Annotated in this window: 10 protein-coding genes and 1 tRNA gene; 9 read left to right on the top strand and 2 right to left on the bottom strand. The window is 59.6% G+C overall.

The window, feature by feature from the left end:
• Positions 1 to 27: 27 nt before the first annotated feature.
• The 5 genes from CKA38_RS14040 to pgmB all read left to right on the top strand — a co-directional run bounded on the left by CKA38_RS14040 (position 28) and on the right by pgmB (position 11,928).
• Positions 28 to 3,057: an alpha-mannosidase gene (locus CKA38_RS14040; protein WP_108826124.1), complete on the top strand. Its 3,030-nt coding sequence runs from the start codon at positions 28 to 30 to the stop codon at positions 3,055 to 3,057.
• The gene (locus CKA38_RS14035) at positions 3,044 to 4,435 is read left to right on the top strand and encodes an FAD-dependent oxidoreductase (RefSeq protein ID WP_108826123.1); all 1,392 of its coding nucleotides are present in this window, start codon (positions 3,044 to 3,046) and stop codon (positions 4,433 to 4,435) included. Before CKA38_RS14040 ends, CKA38_RS14035 begins: the two co-directional genes overlap by 14 nt.
• A gap of 66 nt (positions 4,436 to 4,501) precedes the next feature.
• Positions 4,502 to 8,863, top strand: coding sequence for a putative Ig domain-containing protein (locus CKA38_RS14030; protein ID WP_152032882.1), 4,362 nt, complete (start codon positions 4,502 to 4,504; stop codon positions 8,861 to 8,863).
• A gap of 78 nt (positions 8,864 to 8,941) precedes the next feature.
• Positions 8,942 to 11,215: a glycosyl hydrolase family 65 domain-containing protein gene (locus tag CKA38_RS14025; RefSeq protein ID WP_108826121.1), complete on the top strand. Its 2,274-nt coding sequence runs from the start codon at positions 8,942 to 8,944 to the stop codon at positions 11,213 to 11,215.
• Between the two features lie 8 nt (positions 11,216 to 11,223).
• On the top strand, positions 11,224 to 11,928 hold the full coding sequence (pgmB, locus tag CKA38_RS14020) for a beta-phosphoglucomutase (RefSeq protein ID WP_108826611.1): 705 nt from the start codon (positions 11,224 to 11,226) through the stop codon (positions 11,926 to 11,928).
• Here pgmB and CKA38_RS14015 read toward each other — a convergent pair.
• A tRNA-Val gene (locus tag CKA38_RS14015) sits at positions 11,885 to 11,961 on the bottom strand. The genes pgmB and CKA38_RS14015 overlap by 44 nt on opposite strands.
• A 128-nt stretch (positions 11,962 to 12,089) precedes the next feature.
• Here CKA38_RS14015 and hisS point away from each other — a divergent pair.
• Complete coding sequence (hisS, locus tag CKA38_RS14010) at positions 12,090 to 13,415, top strand: histidine--tRNA ligase (protein WP_108826120.1); 1,326 nt, start codon at positions 12,090 to 12,092, stop codon at positions 13,413 to 13,415.
• 69 nt (positions 13,416 to 13,484) lie between these two features.
• Here the strand turns inward: hisS and CKA38_RS14005 are convergent, their stop codons facing one another.
• On the bottom strand, positions 13,485 to 14,546 hold the full coding sequence (locus CKA38_RS14005; protein ID WP_108826119.1) for a polyprenyl synthetase family protein: 1,062 nt from the start codon (positions 14,544 to 14,546) through the stop codon (positions 13,485 to 13,487).
• Positions 14,547 to 14,672: 126 nt separating this feature from the next.
• On the opposite strand from CKA38_RS14005, the gene CKA38_RS14000 reads away from it, so the two are divergent.
• From CKA38_RS14000 to CKA38_RS13990, 3 genes are all read left to right on the top strand, one after another.
• Entirely contained in the window at positions 14,673 to 15,527 is an 855-nt protein-coding gene (locus tag CKA38_RS14000; RefSeq protein WP_108826610.1) for an NAD(+)/NADH kinase, read from the top strand.
• Between the two features lie 224 nt (positions 15,528 to 15,751).
• Positions 15,752 to 17,284, top strand: coding sequence for a TolC family protein (locus CKA38_RS13995; RefSeq protein WP_108826118.1), 1,533 nt, complete (start codon positions 15,752 to 15,754; stop codon positions 17,282 to 17,284).
• Between the two features lie 58 nt (positions 17,285 to 17,342).
• Positions 17,343 to 18,659, top strand: a complete 1,317-nt coding sequence (locus tag CKA38_RS13990) for an efflux RND transporter periplasmic adaptor subunit (RefSeq protein ID WP_108826117.1) — start codon at positions 17,343 to 17,345, stop codon at positions 18,657 to 18,659.
• Positions 18,660 to 18,787 lie beyond the last annotated feature (128 nt).

Raw genomic sequence — 18,787 nt, 5'->3', positions numbered from 1 at the left:
AATATTATTAAAATAGACTGATCGAATATGCTTACTAAATCATTTCTAACCCAGTTAATCCCACCAAGAATCGGCGAAGTCCTGCGTCGATTGCAGGCTGATATTTGGACCGAGGTGGAGGGTGACATTGTTGTGCGCCAAACGGAAAGCAGCATGGACTACCGGCGCATTGACGAGCTGGCGGACGCGGATTTTTCATTGGCGCCCGAAGGCAGGTTTTTCTGGGGGCCGAAATATGCGCAACGATGGTTTCGCCTTGAACTTCCGGAGGTTGCGGGAAGTGGCGGTGTGTATTTGCACTGGCGGGACCAGGCGGAGGCGACCGCATACAGAGACGGCGTTCCAGTGGCCGGGATCGACCTGGCGCATCCCTATTGTCCGTTGGGTAAGGGCGCGCGCGCACTTTGGATCGAGTCGGTGTGCATTCGCTCGGGCATATGGCTTGACGGAAACGCGCTGGCGCTGGCCGAAGACGGGAGCGAATACGAGCCCCCGCGCCTGTTGCGGCGGAACGATCTGGCGTGGTCGCTTTACCATGATCTTCGCGTGCTGCTGGACATCATGGAGGCTGACATGGCGGACACTCAACCGGGATTGAAAAAATCGCTGACCGATCCCGTCCGGCACACTCCCTCGTTTCAGCGGGCCACGCCATTGTTCAGGCGCTGGTGCATGCGCTTGGATGACGCAATCGATGTGTTTGATGCGGAGGGGCCGGAGGCGTTCCAGAAACAACTGGCCGCGATCTATTGCGATTTTCCCGCCGATCCACAATCACTGCGGGCGGTTTTGACGGGGCACGCGCATATCGATCTTGTGTGGCTCTGGCCGGAGCGCGTGGGTGAATTCAAGGCGGTGCATACATGGGCGACGCAAGTGCGTTTGCTGGGCGAGTATCCGGAATATAAATTTGGCTATTCGCAGCCCGCCAGCTACGAAGCGGTGGAGCGGAAGACCCCGGCATTATATAATCGCGTGCGCGAGCTCATCGGTGAGGGGCGGTGGGAGGCTACCGGCGCGAGTTATGTCGAGAGCGACACGCAGCTTCCCTGTGGAGAGGCGCTTTTGCGCAGTTTGCGTTTGGGGCAGAGACGATTTATAAAACTCCGCGGCGAGCCGGCGCGGGTGTTCTGGCTTCCGGATGTTTTTGGATACAGCGGTTGCGTGCCGCAGCTTCTCAAGGCGGTCGGGGTGACGGGATTCTTTACGTGCAAACTTTCGTGGAGCACGATCAATCGGTTTCCGCACACCAGTTTTCGCTGGCGCGGATTTGACGGGAGCGAGGTGACTTCGCACATAGTGAGGTTGCATGATTATAATGAATCGGTGGGGCTCCGAAATTTGCGCGAGGACTCGCTTCAACACCAACAGGCGGCCGTGCATCCGGAGTATCTGGTTCCGACCGGCTATGGAGACGGTGGCGGCGGCCCGACGGAGGAGATGTGCGAGCGGGCGCGGCGGCTTGCCAATCTCGCCGGTTCTCCCCGGACAGGGTGGGGTGGCATTGAGGAATTTTTCCAGCGTCTCGACGCGGTCAAGGATCGCCTGCCTGTCGCCGCGGGCGAGTTGATGCTGGAGCTTCATCGCGGGATTTTCACGACGCACGGGCGCATGAAGGCGGCGTTTCGCGCGCTTGAAAGAGCCTTGCAGACGCAGGAGGCGGTTTATGCGGCGGGCGGAGCGGGGCCGGTTCCCGAGCATGCGTGGGAACGCCTGATATTCGCTCAATTTCACGATTGCATACCCGGCAGCTCGATATGGGAGGTTTACGCCGAGACGATACCGGAGCTGGAAAAACTGGGGGCGGACGCGATGTCCGACGCCGTTGCTAAACTGGGCGGGACGGAAGGTGCTGACAGGAAGCCGTGTTTGTTTAATCCGCTTCCGCTCCCGCGCGTTTGGCGGGACGAATCCGAATATTATTCGATTCCTCCCTTGAGCGGGGCTCCGTTCTCCTCGTTGGACAGGCTTGAGGTTGACCGTCCCGAGGCATCATCCCTCCAACTCAAAAACCGGAGGGTGCGCGCCGCGTTTTCCAATGATGGCCGTATAAATACCCTGATTGTGGACGACCGCGAGGTTTCGCTCGTCCCGGGCCCGGTGTTGCGCGGGTATTTCGATCACCCCGCGACAAATGACGCATGGGATTTGGATCGTCCCTCGCTCGTCGCTGGCGTGACGCCGGAGCGCACCTCGAAACAGCCCGTGATTGAGCAAACAGAAACGTCGGCATCCATCTCCTTTGAATATACACTCAGGTCGAGCCACATAATAATAAAGTATTTATTGCACGGGCATGAGTCGGTTTTGCGCATAGTGTATGATATTGACTGGCGCGAGCCCCAGATGTGTCTGAAGGGACTGTTTCCCACGGGCTATCTTGGCAAACAGGTTCGGTATGGAACGCCATACGGCAGTGTCTTGCGCAGCCAGTCGCCCGGCTATGAACGGGAGGAGGCGGCATGGGAGGTGTCAGCCAGTCGCTGGTTGGTGGTCATGGACGATGCGCAACGCGAGGGGCTCTTTGTTGTGGCCGAGGCAAAATACGGCGTCACTGTGAGCGAGGGTTGCGTGGGCGTGAGTCTGTTGCGGAGCGCGCTTGTGACTGAGGCGGATTTTCATCCAAAGATTAGAAGCCTTCAGGATCGGCCCCGTTTTTCCGACATGCACCGCCACGAGATATCGCTGGCGATCGGCCGTTTCGATTGCGAATTGCCTGCAACCGAACAGCCGGCAGCACTGGCGGATCTGCTGTTCACACCATGCCTGAATTATTCAGGAAATCCGGTGAGCGGAGGTTTTCTTGGCGTTGAAGAGGCTCCCACACTTTTGCCCGCCTGGTGCGAACCCTTGGGCAAGGGATGGGCCTTGCGCATGCACGAAACCGACGGTCGTCGCGGGGTTGCCTCGCTGAAAATCGCGCCAGGGTGGCGCGCGGCGATCTGCGATGTGGACAAGGAGCCCGACCGCGCGGCGTTGACCGCCGAAATACTGAACGTTCCGTATGAACCCTATAAAATAATAACAATTTGTTTCCAACGTGATGCCGGGCAATAACACACATATATATACTCGGAGCATCCCCGTGGATGGCGATTATGATCTTGTGGTCGCCGGAGGCGGGCCGGGCGGTGTGGGCGCGGCGTTGAGCGCCGCGAGACTTGGCGCCAGAGTGCTATTGCTGGAGGCGACGGGATGCCTCGGGGGCATGGGCACATCCGCCTTGGTTGCGGCGTGGTCGGACACGGCGGATGGAGAACGCATGCTGGCCGGAGGCATTGCCGCCGAGCTCTTGGAAGAGATGCACGCGCGCGGGTGTTTCAAGCCGGGCATCCATCCCGACAGATGGCGGCGGGACTTGCATGGCGGCGTGGCCTTTAATCCGGAGGGGCTTAAAATCGTTTTGGATGACTATTGCGCCAAGGCCGGAGTGGAGGTGCGCTTCTTCACCAGACTAATCGATGTCGATCATGATAATAAAAAATTAAACGGAGTTGTTGTAAACAACATAGAAGGCAATAAATACGTGCGCGCCCGGACGTTTGTTGATGGCACGGGTGACGCCGTGCTGGCAAATCTTTGCGGGGTTGCCTGCCGCGAGGCCGGGCGCGACACCCCGTGGATAATGGCTCCGACACTTTGCGCCCTTCAGTCGGGGATTGATACGGAAAAATTTGACGCGGGTAAGCAACAGGATGCGGTGTTCAAGGCCATTGCGGATGGATTTTTCACACAAAACGACCGGCACGTTCCGGGACTGTTTGTGAACGGCCGCGACACCGCGATCATGAACGCCGGGCATATTTTTAATACAAACGCGCTGAACTGTCGCAGCCTGAGCCAGGCGATGGCGACGGGGCGCAAATTTGCAAGGGAGTATGCCGAGTTCTTTCGCAAATACCTGCCCGGTTGCGAAAACATGCAACTAATCGCCACAGGTTCCCTGCTGGGCGTGCGCGAGTCCCGGCGAATCGTGGGTGAATATGAATTGAATTACGAAGACTTCTCCGCCCGGCGCGAATTTCCCGACCAGATTGCCATTTATAATAAGTCGGTTGATGTGCACGTGCATGATTGCTCCGACGAACAATGGGAGCGCTATACTAATGAGTTCCTGCGCATGGACCGCCCGGCCAAGGGGGAATACTACGGCCTGCCCTATGGTATTTTGGTGCCGGCGGGCGGCTGGGAAAACTTGTGGGTGGCGGGGCGTTGCAACTCAAGTGACATCAAGGTGCATGGCGCCATACGCGACCAGCCCGCGTGCATCATGATGGGGGAAGCCGCGGGCGCCGCAGCCGTTCAATCTTTAAAAACGGGGCAGCCAGCCTGCGATCTCGACACGGAAACACTGGTTGGAACCTTGCGCGCGCAACACTGCGTGCTTCCCCAAAAATCACTCTCACGTCAAATGACGCGGTCCGCCAGAGCATGAGCCCCGCGCAACCGACGCCTCTATCGATCACAATCACACATTGCATTGAAAACACACCAAAACATCATGAAAAAAACATACTCCAAAACCACACCCTGGATGTGTCTCGCAACATTTGCATGCGTTTGCGCAAGCTTCGCCCCCCGGGCCGGCGCGGATCCCGTGCAGGCCGCGCCGTCGGACAGTTTTGTCGCCTCCACCGCTGTTGGCACGCGCTGGAACAAGGAGGGGAACGACACCCGGACATATCCCGATATTTACAAGAAACAATACGATGCGCTGGCCGACCTGCTGATTGACTCGGGCATCAGGCACATTCGCGATAGCGGCACCAGCGAGGACTTCATAAAGAAGATCCAACGCCTTGCCGACGCCGGCGTGAAGAGCATCATCACCATTGCGCCCGACGCGGGCCTCCGCCCCGACTCCACCTACTGGGCCCAGGAGGCGGAATATCTCAATTCAATCGGTCCCGTTTATAATATTAGCGATTTCATAAAAAAGGCCGGCCGCGACGTGGTCGCCTATGTTGAGATGAACGCCAAGCTGGACACTAGATTTGCCTCCACTTACTGGCGCGCCGGCGACGCCGAGCCGCTTTCCAATGATCCGGCGTCAATTTATTATTATGCCAATTATATCAAGGCTGCCACGGCTTCAACACGAGCGGCCTTGGACGCGGATCCGGCTCTGGCGGATATTCCGCTCGTCGGCCCGGCGTTTCAAATGCCGGCAACCGAGTCCGTGACGGAGGACAACTCGGCTTATCTGAAAACGGGCGACTTGAGCGCCAATATTGATTACGGCAACGTTCATCGTTATTATTATGGAAGGGAGCCGGAAGTGGCTTCCGGTATTTACAGCGTTGGTTTCGCCAAGCAGCACGGCGCGCAGGTTCAGGCTCCAGGCAAGGGCATGATCGCCACGGAGGGCGGCGATAGCACGTATAGCGCGGGCGCCACCCAATACTGGCCCCAGGTCGTGCATGGACGCTATATGCCGCGCTATTTCCTCACGCATTTTTTGAGCGGATTCTCCATCACCGCCGCCTATGAGCTTGTGGACGGAAATTTGGACAGGAGCACCGCCGGGACAAGTTCGGCCAGGGATGACAATTTCGGCCTTATACAAAACAACAGCATCTCCCTCACTCCCAAGCCCGCCTACCATGCCATAAAAAACGTCCTTTCCGTGCTGAAGGATCCGGGCGCCGCTTTCGAGGCAGGCTCGCTTGACTATGCAATGACCGGGGCAACCGCCGATGTGTGCTCGGCGCTCTTTCAAAAGCGCAATGGTGATTTTTATCTCTGCTTATGGCTTGGAAAATCCAGCTATGATTATTCGAGTGGCACGGTGTTGGACAACCCGGCGCAGGCGGTCACACTGACCCTGCCCGCCTCCATCGTTGGCGCGCGCGTTTTCACACTTGATGACACCGGTGCGATGAGTGCCGCGGACACACCTGTCAGCGGCGGAGCGGTGAATGTGAGTGTCACCGACCGGGTCACCATTGTGCGCCTGAGTGCCGCGGCTTCGGGCGGCATGCCATCCATGCCCGCCGGGGTGCGCACGGCATCGCTCATGCCCGATCCCCCGGTTGACTCGACCTCAAAGGTGGAAAATCCATGGGTGCCAAATGTGCAGGTCAAGTGGGCTCCTGTGTTTGAGGCGGACTCCTACACTGTGTGGCGCGCCAACTCGGCCACGGGCGCGTTCACCGCTGTCGCGACTGGAGTCACGACAACCGAATACAATGACACTGATGTCACGGACGGCGTTATATACTATTATAAAATCGCGACTGTCTCAGGCGGCGTTGAAAGCGAGCATACCGCGCCTGTTTCCGGCGTCTCATACAAATCTATCATTGATAATCGCGGAGCCGTGTATGTCGGTTCCTGGAATGCCTCGACCTCAAAGGCGTTCGGGCTGGCCGTGGAACCCAGCTTTTATGGAGTCGACTGCCAGTTTGACAATAGCGTAAACGCGTCGAGCGCTTCGTTCATCCCCAACATTCCCATTGCCGGCAAGTATGCCGTTTATACAACTTGGGTTGCGAACGGCAACCGTTGCACTGAGGTGCAAATGCGGGTGACGGATGCGGAAGGCACGCATCTCCCGGATCCAAACAACCAGAAGCGGAACAATGGCGGCTACAACCAGCAACGAAACAGCAATTCGTGGATGCTGCTCGGCACGTATGATTTTGCATTGGGGACATCCGGCTCCGCCACCATTATACACGAGACCACTACCATCGGCGTGGTTGTTGCCGATGCCATGCGCTTTGTGCTGGTGACGGCCCGCCCGCCTTCCGGCCTGGTTGCCACGAACGACGAGAATCCAATAGTCCTTTCCTGGGATGCCGTTGACAGCGCGAGCAGCTACACGATTCGCCGCGCGCCAACGGCTGGCGGCTCGTGGACGGTGCTCGCCGAAAATGTCACCGCGACAACATACACGGACACGACAGCCGCCGGTGACACCACTTATTATTATACAGTCACAACGCTGGATGCCACGGGAGAGAGCGCGCCGAGCCATCCCGTTCCGGGCTCAAGCAGGAAGCCAGTGATTACCGGCGCGCTTACGATAAGCGGCGCGGCGGGCGAACCGCTCACATACCAAATCACAGCCGACTATTCCCCGACCAGCTATGACGCCACCGGCCTGCCACCGGGATTGAGCGTAAACACGGCGAACGGCTTGATCACCGGCACGCTCACGACATCCGGCACCTTCAATGTCACGCTCTCGGCGAGCAACATCAACGGCACCGGCACCGCAACACTCGTGATGAGCATTGCCACGGAATTGCTCGTGCCGGAGATCACCAGCGACAAAATCGTGGACGCCTATGCCGGCGAGCCATTTTCATACGAGCTGACGGCGAGCCAGCAGCCCGAGACGCTCACCGCCTCGCCGATGCCGCCGGGATTGTCCTTTGATCCCGTGCTCAATAAAATCACCGGCATTCCGACGACTGCCGGCAATTACAGCATCGCATTGACCGCGACAAACCGCAAGGGCACCGGCACCGCCACGCTGTCGCTCACCATCCAGCCGTTGCGGTATGTGCCCGTGATATCCGGCGAGGCTTCCGCAACCGCGACCTTGGGCGTGCCGTTTGCGTATCAAATTGACGCAAACCACCTCCCGTCGGGCTACGCCGCGGAAGGATTGCCGGAGGGGCTGCAAATTGACGCGGCGACTGGCGCGATTACCGGTTCGCCGACCATGAGCGGTAAATTCACCGTCAGGCTTTCGGCGACAAATACCGTCGGTTCCGGGCAGGCGCAACTCACGCTCACAATAGCCCCGCACACCGAAATAACCAGCGTTACCTCCACGAACCTGACTACGCCGGCCTCCATTGCCTGCGACGAGGCGGGCAACCTTTATGTGGTGGACGGCACTGTTATCAAAAAACTATCGCAGACTGTTCCTGTTTCGGATTTCGCCATTGTTCCCCAAGCCACTTGTGTCGCGGCGGGCTCCGGCACGTCAGAAGTGATCTATGTCGCCGGCAGTGACGGAAAAATATCAAGGGTGCTTGCCGACGGCACGGTGGTCACGCCTCCGCAGGCTCTCGACGCCATTCACGGCATCGCAGTTGACGCGGAAGGCACGGTTTATGTTTCCAGCGGCGACACCATCCTGACAGTTTCCCCCGACGGCGAGGTTACCACGCTGGTTGGCGCGGGACTCAGCGCGCCCGGCGGCCTCGCGCTTAACGAGGCGACGGGAAAACTCTACGTCGCCGACACGGGAAACAACGCGCTCAAGGAAATTGATATCGCGACTGGCGAAGTGACCGCCATCACTGGATTCAGCACGCCCGAGGCGGTTGCGGTTGATAAAAACGGGCTCGTTTACGTGGCGGACACCGGAAGCGACACAATCCTCGTTTACGACGCGGTCGCCGGCACGACGACCACGGTCATAGACGACACCGCCGGACTCAACGCGCCTTCCGGCATCGCTGTTGATGGCGATGGATTTGTTTATGTGACCGACACCGGCAACGCGTCGGTGCAAGCCATACTCGCCAGCCCCACGCCTGTCGTCGCACTCAAAAACCTGTCGATCGGACATCGCCTGAAGCTCACGCTCGACGGCACCGTGCGCGCCTCGCCGGGCGCCACCTACCAATGGTATAAGGACGGCGAGCCGATAGCCACGGGCACAAGTGCGATTTACGAAATCCGCCATGTTGAATTTGAGGATGTCGGCACTTACTCCGTCATCGCGACCAACCCTGTTGGGAAAAACCGGGATAGCATGACTCTGTCCATCACCGGTCACGAGCCGCCCTTGTCAAACGACACGACCAGTGAGGGCGGCGGTGGAGCGACGAGCTGGCTGCTTCTTGGGTTGCTTGGCTTGCTATCGATGCTTCGTCTTCGGATCGGCCGGCGCAAGTGGTGAAAAATATCACAACAAACACGCCGGGTCGCATGCTCCACGAGCATGCGACCCTCACGCGGGTTTTGATATAACTTTTGAATGAACGAGTATTCTTCCTGGATTGTCGAAACCGAGGGTTTCGATGCGGGTGAAGTCGCCAAAAACGGGAGCAAGTTTATGATCGGCAACGGTGCGGTCGGTGTTCGCGGCACACTTGATGAATTCAGCCGTGAACAACTCGTCGCCTGCACGCTCTCCGGCCTCTATGACAAGGTCGGCGATCTCTGGCGCGAGCCTGTAAACGCGCCCAATCCGTTTTTCCTGCGCATCACCTGCGACGGGGCACCCGTGTCCGTGCTCGACTCCGCATGCACAGTCCTGCGCCACACGCAGTCTGTTGACATGCGCGGTGCTGTTCATGCGCGTGACACCGTTTTCCAAACGTCCGCCGGGATCGTGCTTCGCGTGCAGTCCGAACGCTGGCTTAGCCTTGATGACACCAGTCTCGGGGCATCGCGCATCCGCATCACGCCGGATCGCCCTTGCAAACTCACCGTGGAACTCGGCATTGACGGCGACACCTGGGATTTAAACGGCCCGCACCTGACGCATTTTCAGGCGCATGAGGAAGATGAGATCGACACCCTTTGCGCGCTCACGCACGAAAACGCCATCCCCGTGGTTGTCGCACAGGCGGTCCAGCGCGATCCGCATTCTCCGGGCGTTTTCAGTTTCAATGCGGAAAACTCGATCGTCCGTCGCTTTGATATCGAAGCAATGGCCGGACACACTTGCAGCTTTACGAAGTTTGCCGCCTTCAGTTTCGGACAAAACGCGAGACAGGATGCGGTCGCCGCCTGTCGCCGGGCGCTCGCCATTGGCTATGACACAATGCTTGGCGCGTCGCGCGCAATTTGGGACAGGCGATGGGCCAATTCCGACGTGCAAATTGACGGTGACGCAGTGGCGCAATTGGGGATGCGGCATAGTATATACAATCTCCTCATCGTTGCGCCGCAAACTGACCGCGCATCGATACCCGCAAGGGGCCTGTCCGGCCAAGTCTATAAGGGCGGAATATTTTGGGACACCGAAATTTTCATGCTGCCGTTCTTCGATCACACGCAACCCGCGTTGTCCGGCGCGCTTGTCCGGTATCGCATCCGGACGCTCGACGGCGCGCGTCGCAAAGCCGCCGAATATGGTTGTCGCGGCGCGTTTTATGCGTGGGAAAGCCAGGACACCGGCGATGACGCCTGCACGCATTTTAATGTCACCGATGTCTTCACGCAGCGTCCGATGCGCACTTATTTTCGCGACAAACAAATCCACGTTAGCGCTGATGTCGCCCTCGCCATTTGGCGCCACTATCACATGACGGGTGACGCTGGTGTTCTCCTCGACGGCGGCGCCGAGGTTATCCTCGAATGCGCCCGCTTCTTTATCTCTTACGCTTGGTATAAGCCTGAAAAAGATCGCTACGAAATCCTCGATGTTGTCGGTCCCGATGAATACCATGAGCGCGTCAACAACAACGCATTCACCAACGTCATGGTGCGAGCGACGCTGCGCATCGCCTTGGATGCGATAAATGCCCTTGGTGAAATCGACGCGTCATTCCAAGCAAAACTCATCAAGCGCCTCGATTATGAGGACGACCTCGTTCGCCTGCGCGACATGATTGATAAATTGCACATGCCCGCGCCCGACAAAGTCACGGGCATCATTCCGCAATTTGACGGCTATCTAAAACTCGAGGATATCGGCGTCGATGAGTTGAAAAAGCGCATCCTTAAACAACATGAATACTGGGGCGGCGGCCACGGTCTTGCAACGACGACACAAGTCATCAAGCAGGCCGACGTCGTCCTGATGCTGCACCTCTTCGGCGATGAGTATGCGGATGAGGTTAAGCGCGCCAATTGGGAATACTACGAATCGCGCTGCGAACATGGCTCCAGTCTCAGCGCATGCGCCCACGCGCTCGTTGCCGCTGCCACGGGCGGCGGGGAGCGGGCGTATGATTATTTTCTCCGCACGGCGACAATAGACCTTACGGGTGAATCAAAACAATTTCTCGGCGCGCACTATATCGGCGGCACGCATCCCGCCGCAAATGGCGGTGCATGGATGGTTGCGGTGCAAGGATTCGCCGGTCTTCGCATTGGGCGTGAGCACATCATTCTCAACCCTTCGCTTCCTAAGAAATGGAGCAAACTGGTGTTCCGCTTCCAGTGGCGATGCCAGTGGTTCTCCGTGTGCATAACGCCCGGGCAGGCCATTATCACCGCCGACAGCGCCAACACTGCCCCCGTTGCATTTTGCGTTGCCGGAAAATGCCGCGCGCTTTCGCCGGGAGAAAAATTATCATGATTGATCCAATGAAAACTGCGCGCGCGGCAATCTTCGATCTCGACGGTGTGATCGTGGACACAGCTCGTTATCACTATCTCGCATGGAAACGCCTTGCGGCAGAACTTGGCTTTGACTTTACGGAACAAGACAACGAACGCCTCAAAGGCGTGAGCAGAATGCGCTCACTCGAAATTTTGCTGGAGATTGGCAATTGTGAGCGCGCATTTTCGAGCGAGCAAAAAGAGAACCTAGCGCGGCAAAAAAACGAATGGTATGTGGAATACATCTCGCGCATGACACGCTCGGAAATTCTTCCCGGTGCGCGCGAATACCTCGAATTGCTGCGCGAGTGCGGCAAAAAAACGGCTCTGGGCTCGGCAAGTAAAAACGCGCCATTGATTCTTGAAAAACTTGGCATAGCCAGTCTCTTCGATGCGATTATCGACGGAAACAAAGTTCGGGCGGCCAAGCCCGATCCTGAAGTATTTCTGCTTGGCGCCCGGGAGCTCGACATTGCTCCGGCAGAGTGTGTCGTTTTTGAGGATGCCGAAGCGGGAGTCGAGGCTGCGCGAAGAGCCGGCATGCGTGTTGTTGGAATAGGCAGCCCGCAAATACTTTCCGCCGATCTCGTTGTTCCCGGCTTGCATGTGATGGTTGCGTTATTCCAGACGGAATTACATTCAGACATGGTGGACGCTGAGGGACTCGAACCCCCGACCCTCTCGGTGTAAACGAGATGCTCTAACCAACTGAGCTAAGCGTCCGTTGCTAAGCGCGCGCAAATAAAGCGGGGTCTTCCCACGACTGACAAGGATGATTTGTGCGCATTTTTTCATCGCACCCGGCGTCCGCATTTTTCAGCGTCTTGGGTTTCCGTATCACGATTATTCACATGCCAGCATTCCAGACACTTCCCGGTTTTCGCGAATTTTATCCCGACGCCCTTGCGCGCCGGAATCACATTTTCCGCGTCTGGAGGCATACAGCAAACGCGTTCGGCTTTCTTGAATACGACGCGCCCGTGCTGGAACCGCTCGATCTTTACAAAACGAAATCCGGCGAGGAAATCGAGTCGCAGCTTTTCAACTTCACCGACAAGGGTGGCCGCGAGGTTGCGCTCCGCCCGGAGATGACGCCCACCGTCTGCCGGCTCGTCGGCGACAAGGCGGCCACGCTCAAGCGTCCGGTCAAATGGTTCAGCATTGCCGAGTTTTATCGTTACGAGCGCATGCAAAAGGGAAGGGGGCGTTGCTTCTTTCAGTTTAACGCCGACATTTTCGGCGAGCCCGGTGTCGAGGCGGAAACCGAGTTGATCGCGCTTCTCACGCAATGTCTTCGCGGCTTCGGACTGACGGAGCAGGATTTCTACGTGCGCCTTAGCGATCGCGATCTTTGGTTCTATTATCTTGAGGCGCTCGGACTTGACGAGGCGCGCTCGCGCGCGGTGCTCGGCGCCGTCGATAAATACGAGAAGGCCGGCGACGATGCTTTCAAGGGCTACGCGGATCAATTCGGCGCGCCGTTGGACGCGGCGCTCAAGGAAAAGGTGCTCGCGTTTTTGAAAATCAAATCGCTCGACGCACTTGAGGCCGTGCTCGCCCCGCACTCGGCCACCGCCGCCAAGCTCGGCGCGCGGCTTGCGGACTGGAAAAAGCTTCTGGGCAATCTCGCCGCGATGGGCTTGGAGAAATATATCTCGGTCGATCTCGGTGTTGTTCGCGGCCTCGCCTATTACACCGGTTTTGTTTTTGAGGCGTTTGATCGCAAGGGTGAGTTGCGCGCGCTTGCGGGCGGCGGGCGTTACGACAATCTTGTCGGCAAGCTCGGTTACGCGGACATGCCCGCGATCGGTTTTGCGATCGGCGACATGACATTCGGCCTTCTTCTCGAACAGCGCGGGCTGATGCCGGCGTTCGTGCAGGCGCCCGATGTGTATGCGATCATTGGCGGCGAGCAGGAACGCCTTGCCGCGTTTGCCGACATTAACGCAATTCGCGCCGCTGGTTTCCGCGTTGATTATCCGATGCGGGAAATGGCCTTCGGCAAACAATTCAAGGCGGCGGCGGAATCCGGCGCAAAGCTCGCGCTCATTTATGGCAGTGACGAACTGGCCAAGGGCGTGGTTAAAATCCGTGACATGGGCACGCGCACGGAGCAGGAAATCCCCAAGGTCGGTGTGCTTGAAACGGTGCGCGATTTTTTGTCGGCCGCCTCGTGACGGACATCGCGCTCTTCGTTTGAGTATTTGATTCTCGAATGCGAATCTTTGGACGGGCGTCCGTGTATCTTACGAGTCCTTTTTCAACGTCATCACCTGGTCGTGCAGCACGCCGCGCAGGCGCAGGAGCAACGGCGCGGGCGGAAGCGTCGCGTGCGGGGCGAGGACGGCCTCGGCAGCGCGGAGCTCTGCGTGGATTGCGTCCGAAACCGCCTCGAACACTCCGAGCGTATTCATTTGCTGGATACGGAGGTCGGGGCGGGGGGCGGCGCGCTTTAGGATTTCGTCGGTGAGCGCGGCGCGGTCGGCATCGGAGGACAGGCGTTTGAAAAGCTCGATAAGCGGCAGGGTGATTTTTCCGCTGGCAAGGTCGGTGCCAAGCGTTTTGCCAATTCGTTTTTCGTCGCCGAAGAAATCGGCCAGGTCGTCGTAGATTTGATACGCCACGCCGAGGCGGCGTCCGAATTCGGCGGCGGCCAGGCAGTAGGGCAGGGGATGGCCGGCGAGGCGTCCGCCGAGGTAGCAGGACACCCGGAAGAGCTCGGCGGTTTTCAGGTCGATGATGCGCTGGTAGTCCTCGAGTGTGATTTCGAGCGTGCCGCGCCGCATGGTCTGGATGATTTCGCCGGCGCAGACCCTGCGCGTGGCGTTGGAGACTTCGGCGCAGACCTCGGTGGTGGGAAACTGGGCGGCGATGTGCACGGCGTGCGCGAGAAGGGCGTCGCCAAGGAGCACGGCGGCCTCCGCGCCGTATTCGCGCGCGGCGGTGCGGCGGTTGCGGCGCAGCTCGGCGCCGTCCATGATGTCGTCGTGGACGAGCGTGGCCAGGTGCACGAGCTCGACAACGGCGGCGGCGCGAATCAGCTCTTGCGGTGCGTCTTCGGCGTCGCCCGTCCAGCCGCCCAGAAAAACAAGCGCGGGGCGGATGCGTTTGCCCGAGGTGTCGATGCAGTATTCCGCCATCGGACGAATCTCGGGCTCAAAGCCGGTCATTTGTTCGCGTAGGAAGGCGTCGAGGCGCGTCATCTGCGGTTTGAGCAGCGCGAACACCGTTGCGAAATCCTGCGCGACGGAGCGCGGCGATGCGTCGTTTGCGGTGTTGCCGGGAGTGTTGTTGCTTGCTGCGGGCATGGTTTGAAAACGGGCAGGTTGACGAATCGCGCCGCGTTTGTCCCGCAAAGAAAACAAAATATCGCGAAGGGAAACGCATGTTTGGCGTTTGCAACGACGTGCGCAAACGGTTTGATTCCGCCCATCATGCCAGCAGCAATCCGTTCACTCGCACTCGTCGTCAACGCCCGGAAAACAGGCGCCGCCGACCTCGCGCAAAGCCTGCTTGCCACCGCCGACAAGCTCGGCGTCACCGTGCGCTCGACGGATCAGTTTCCCGTTCCACAGAATTTTTTGGCCGACTGCGACGCGTGTTGCGTGATTGGTGGCGATGGCACGCTGCTCGGCATTGCCGCCGACGCCGCCCGCGGGCAAATCCCCATCATCGGCGTCAATCGCGGATACCTTGGTTTTCTCACCACACTTTCCGCCGACGAGGCCCCGCGGCAATTTCAGGAAATCCTTGCGGGTAAATTTCAAATATCCCACCGCTCGCTCATCCAGTGCCGCATCGACTGCGACGATACCCCGCTCACGCTCACGGCGCTGAACGACATCGTGATCAAGGACGAGCGCAACTCGCAGCTCGTGCGCCTCGAAGTCTATGCGGACGACCAGCTCGTCACCGATTATTTTAGCGACGGCCTGATCGTGTCCACTCCCACCGGCTCGACCGCCTACAATCTCTCCGCTGGCGGCCCGCTCATTCATCCCGATGCCGCCGTCATCGCCATGACGCCCATCTGCCCGCACACGTTATCCAATCGCTCGATCATTTTTCGCGACGACGTGCGCTTGCGCATACGCAACCGCGACCCGCAGGCCAGGCTTCTCGTCGCCGCCGACGGACGCCAGAACCCGATCCTCTGCGAGAGCAAGCCCTTCGAAATCACGCTCGCGCCCATGCGACTGCCGCTTGTGCAGCACGCCGATTACGCGCACTTTTCCGTGGTGCGCAAAAAACTCAACTGGAGCGGCAGTCACGGTCCGATTACCGAATAGTCGCGCGTTTGCCTGAGTTGGTTCGCGTGAGCGTTTTGTTGCCGCCATTGTTGCGGCGCAGACAGCCCGCGCCGTTTTGATGCGTTGGCGACCATAGGGGAACACAGGCTTTTTATTTTCAAAAACTGAGGATTAAGCGCCATCTTTCAAAAAAATCCGGCGCCTTAATAATTCCTAAAGGTTCGTTCGTGTAATCTCTGCGCACACTCAACGCGATTTACGCCATGTGCGCCCAACAAAAACACACGACTCTTTTCCTTTTAACCCGCGGCACCGCCGCTGCCTCGCTGCTCCTGCTCGCCTCCTGCGCCACGCCTTCCGGCCCTCGCTCTCTCAGTGACTCCACTGTCGCCGTTCCGGAAACCTGGCAAAACACCTCGGAGACAAGCTCGACCCGGCCCGCGCAGACAAGTGCCGCGGACAATTTATCCGCCTGGTGGACGCGCTACGACGACCCCATCCTCACTCGGCTCATCAACGGCGCGCTCCAAACCAGCCCTGACATTCGCACCGCGCTTTCCAAGATCGAGCAGTCGCGCGCCACCCGCGGCGTCACGAAATCCGATCTCCTTCCCTCGCTCTCCGCCGGCGCCGACGCGCGCACCTCGCGCACCAAGGACCACACCACAAGCCCGCACACCACGACCAGCGGCGAAAGTTATTCCGCCTCGCTCGACGCCTCTTGGGAAATCGATCTCTTTGGCAAAACCCGCCAGTCGCTCAAGGCCGCCGATGCCGACCTCGCGCAAACCGAGCAAAACTTTCACGCCGCGCAAGTCTCCCTCGCCGCCGAGGTCGCCACCGCCTACGTCTCGCTCCGCTCCGCCGAAGCCCAGCTCGCCGTGGTCGAGGAAAGCCTGCGCACACGCGCCGAGACCACGCAAATCACGCAATGGCGCGCCCAATCCGGCGACGCCTCCGCGCTCGAGCTCCAGCAAGCCGTAAGCACGCTCGAGCAAGCCCGCGCCTCCATTCCCTCGCTCCGGCAAAACATCGCGCAGGCCCGCAACCAGCTCACGCTCCTCTCCGGCCTCGCCCCCGGCGCGCTTGATCAACTGCTCGCCGGGTTGGGTGGCACGGGCGACTCGCCCGTGGGGTCGGGTCGCATGGCCGACTCGGCCATGCCAAAAGCCGACGCCCACGCCTCGCGTATCCCAAAATCGGATACACCCGCCGTCGCCATTCCCGCCGACACGCTCCGCCAGCGCCCCGACATCCGCGCCGCCGAATACGCCTTCGCCGCCACAGTCGCCCGTCTGAAAGCCGCCGAGCGCGACCGCCTTCCCTCGCTCAAACTCACCGGCTCGCTCAGCCTCGAATCCCTCAGGGCCGGCGACCTCTTTGATCCCTCCACGACCGTAGCCAGCGCGCTCGGAAGCCTCACCGCGCCCATCTTTGCCGGCGGGCGCATCAAGCAAAACATCGCCATCCAAAACGAGCTCACAAAGCAGTCGCTCATCGCCTACGAGAGCGCCGTGCTCACCGCGCTCACCGACGTTGAAAACGCGCTCGTCTCGATCCAGCGCACCACCGAGCGCATCACCATTCTCGACCGCGCCAACGCCGCCGCCCGCGAGGCCGCCGAGCTCGCCGCGATCCAATACGAGGCCGGACAAGTTGACATCACCACGCTCCTCGACGCGCAGCGCACCGAGCTCTCCATTCAAGAACAGCAAGTCTCCGCCACCGCCGATTACACCAACGCCCAAATTCAACTCTACAAGGCCCTCGGCGGCGGCTGGGGCAACGTAAACTAAAACCGACCGCCTCCCATTTTATCAGTCTGATCACGCCAAATCTCATTCCACATTTATCATGAAATCCAACGCCAACGAAAACCCGTCCGCCGCCGGCAACCTCTCCGCCATCATCCAAAAGGAAGGCAAGGGCTCGCGCCGCACCTGGATCATCGTCGTCATCGCCGTGCTCGCCGCAGTCGTCGCCGCTATCATCTGGTATCGCGGCTCCGTGCAAAAACGCGCCGCCGCCGAGGAGCCGCCCTTCATCACTGAGACTCTCCGCCGCGGCGACCTCGCGCTCGACATCACCGCCACCGGCAACCTTGAGCCCACCAACGAAGTCACCGTCGGCTCCGAGCTCTCCGGCACCGTGCTCGAAGTTTACGTGGACACCAACGACCGCGTCACCAAGGGCCAGCCCCTCCTCAAACTCGACACCACCAAGCTCTCCCAGCAAACCGAGTCCAGTCGCGCAAGCCTCGCCTCCGCCAAGGCCACGCTCGCCCAAAACGAAGCCACGCTCAAGGAGGCCCAGGCCACGCTCGCCCGCCAGCAGGAACTCCAGCGCGTGAGCAACGGACGCATTCCTTCGCGCGCCGACATGGACACCGCCATCGCCGCCGCCGACCGAGCCGCCGCCAATGTCCTCGCCGCCAAGGCCTCCATCGCGCAATCCCAGGCCCAGCTCGACATCAACGAAACCGACCTCTCCAAGGCCATCATCAAGTCGCCCATCGACGGCATCATCCTCACCCGCTCCATCGAGCCCGGCCAGACCGTCGCCGCCAGTTTCACCGCGCCCGAGCTCTTCGTCATCGCCGAAAACCTCGAGCACATGAAACTCAAGGTCACCATCGCCGAGGCCGACATCGGCCGCGTCGCCGCCGGCCAGAAAGCCTCCTTCACCGTGGACGCCTGGCCCAACCGCACCTACACCGCCAGCGTCACCAAAGTCGCCTACGGTTCCGCCGTCACCAACAACGTCGTCACCTACGAAACCGAGCTCGAGGTCAACAACAACGACCTCAGCCTGCGCCCCGGCATGACCGCCACCGCCGACATCAGCGTTGCCGAGGCCAAAAACGTTTTCCTCGTTCCCGTCGCCGCCTTCCGTTTCGACCCGTCGACCCTCGCGCCACAAGGCTCCGGCAAACAATCAAAATCCTTTGTCCAAAGCATCATGCCCGGACCTCCGCGCCGCCAAAGCGCCCGTCCCGCCGCCAACGGCGACGCATCCGAAAAAGCCGCCAACGGCACCGCCCGCATCCACATCCTCAAGGACGGTCACCCGCAACCCGTCACGGTGAAAGTCGGCATCTCCGACAGCCGCCACACCGAAGTCTCCGGCGAAGTCCTCGCCGACGGCATGCAAATAATCACAAACGCCAGATAGAAAACAAGAGGCCGGAAGACCAGAGGCCAGAAGGCCAGAATACATACCGCAAAGAACACATCTCCACTCCGACTCTCTGGCCCTCTGGTCTCTGGCCTTCTGGCCTCTGGTCGCCTGGCCTCTTCCAC

Source organism: Ereboglobus luteus, assembly GCF_003096195.1.
Taxonomy (GTDB): Bacteria; Verrucomicrobiota; Verrucomicrobiia; order Opitutales; family Opitutaceae; genus Ereboglobus; species Ereboglobus luteus.
The sequence above is the reverse complement of the archived record's forward strand: the minus strand, read 5'-3'. Positions and strand labels throughout refer to the sequence as shown.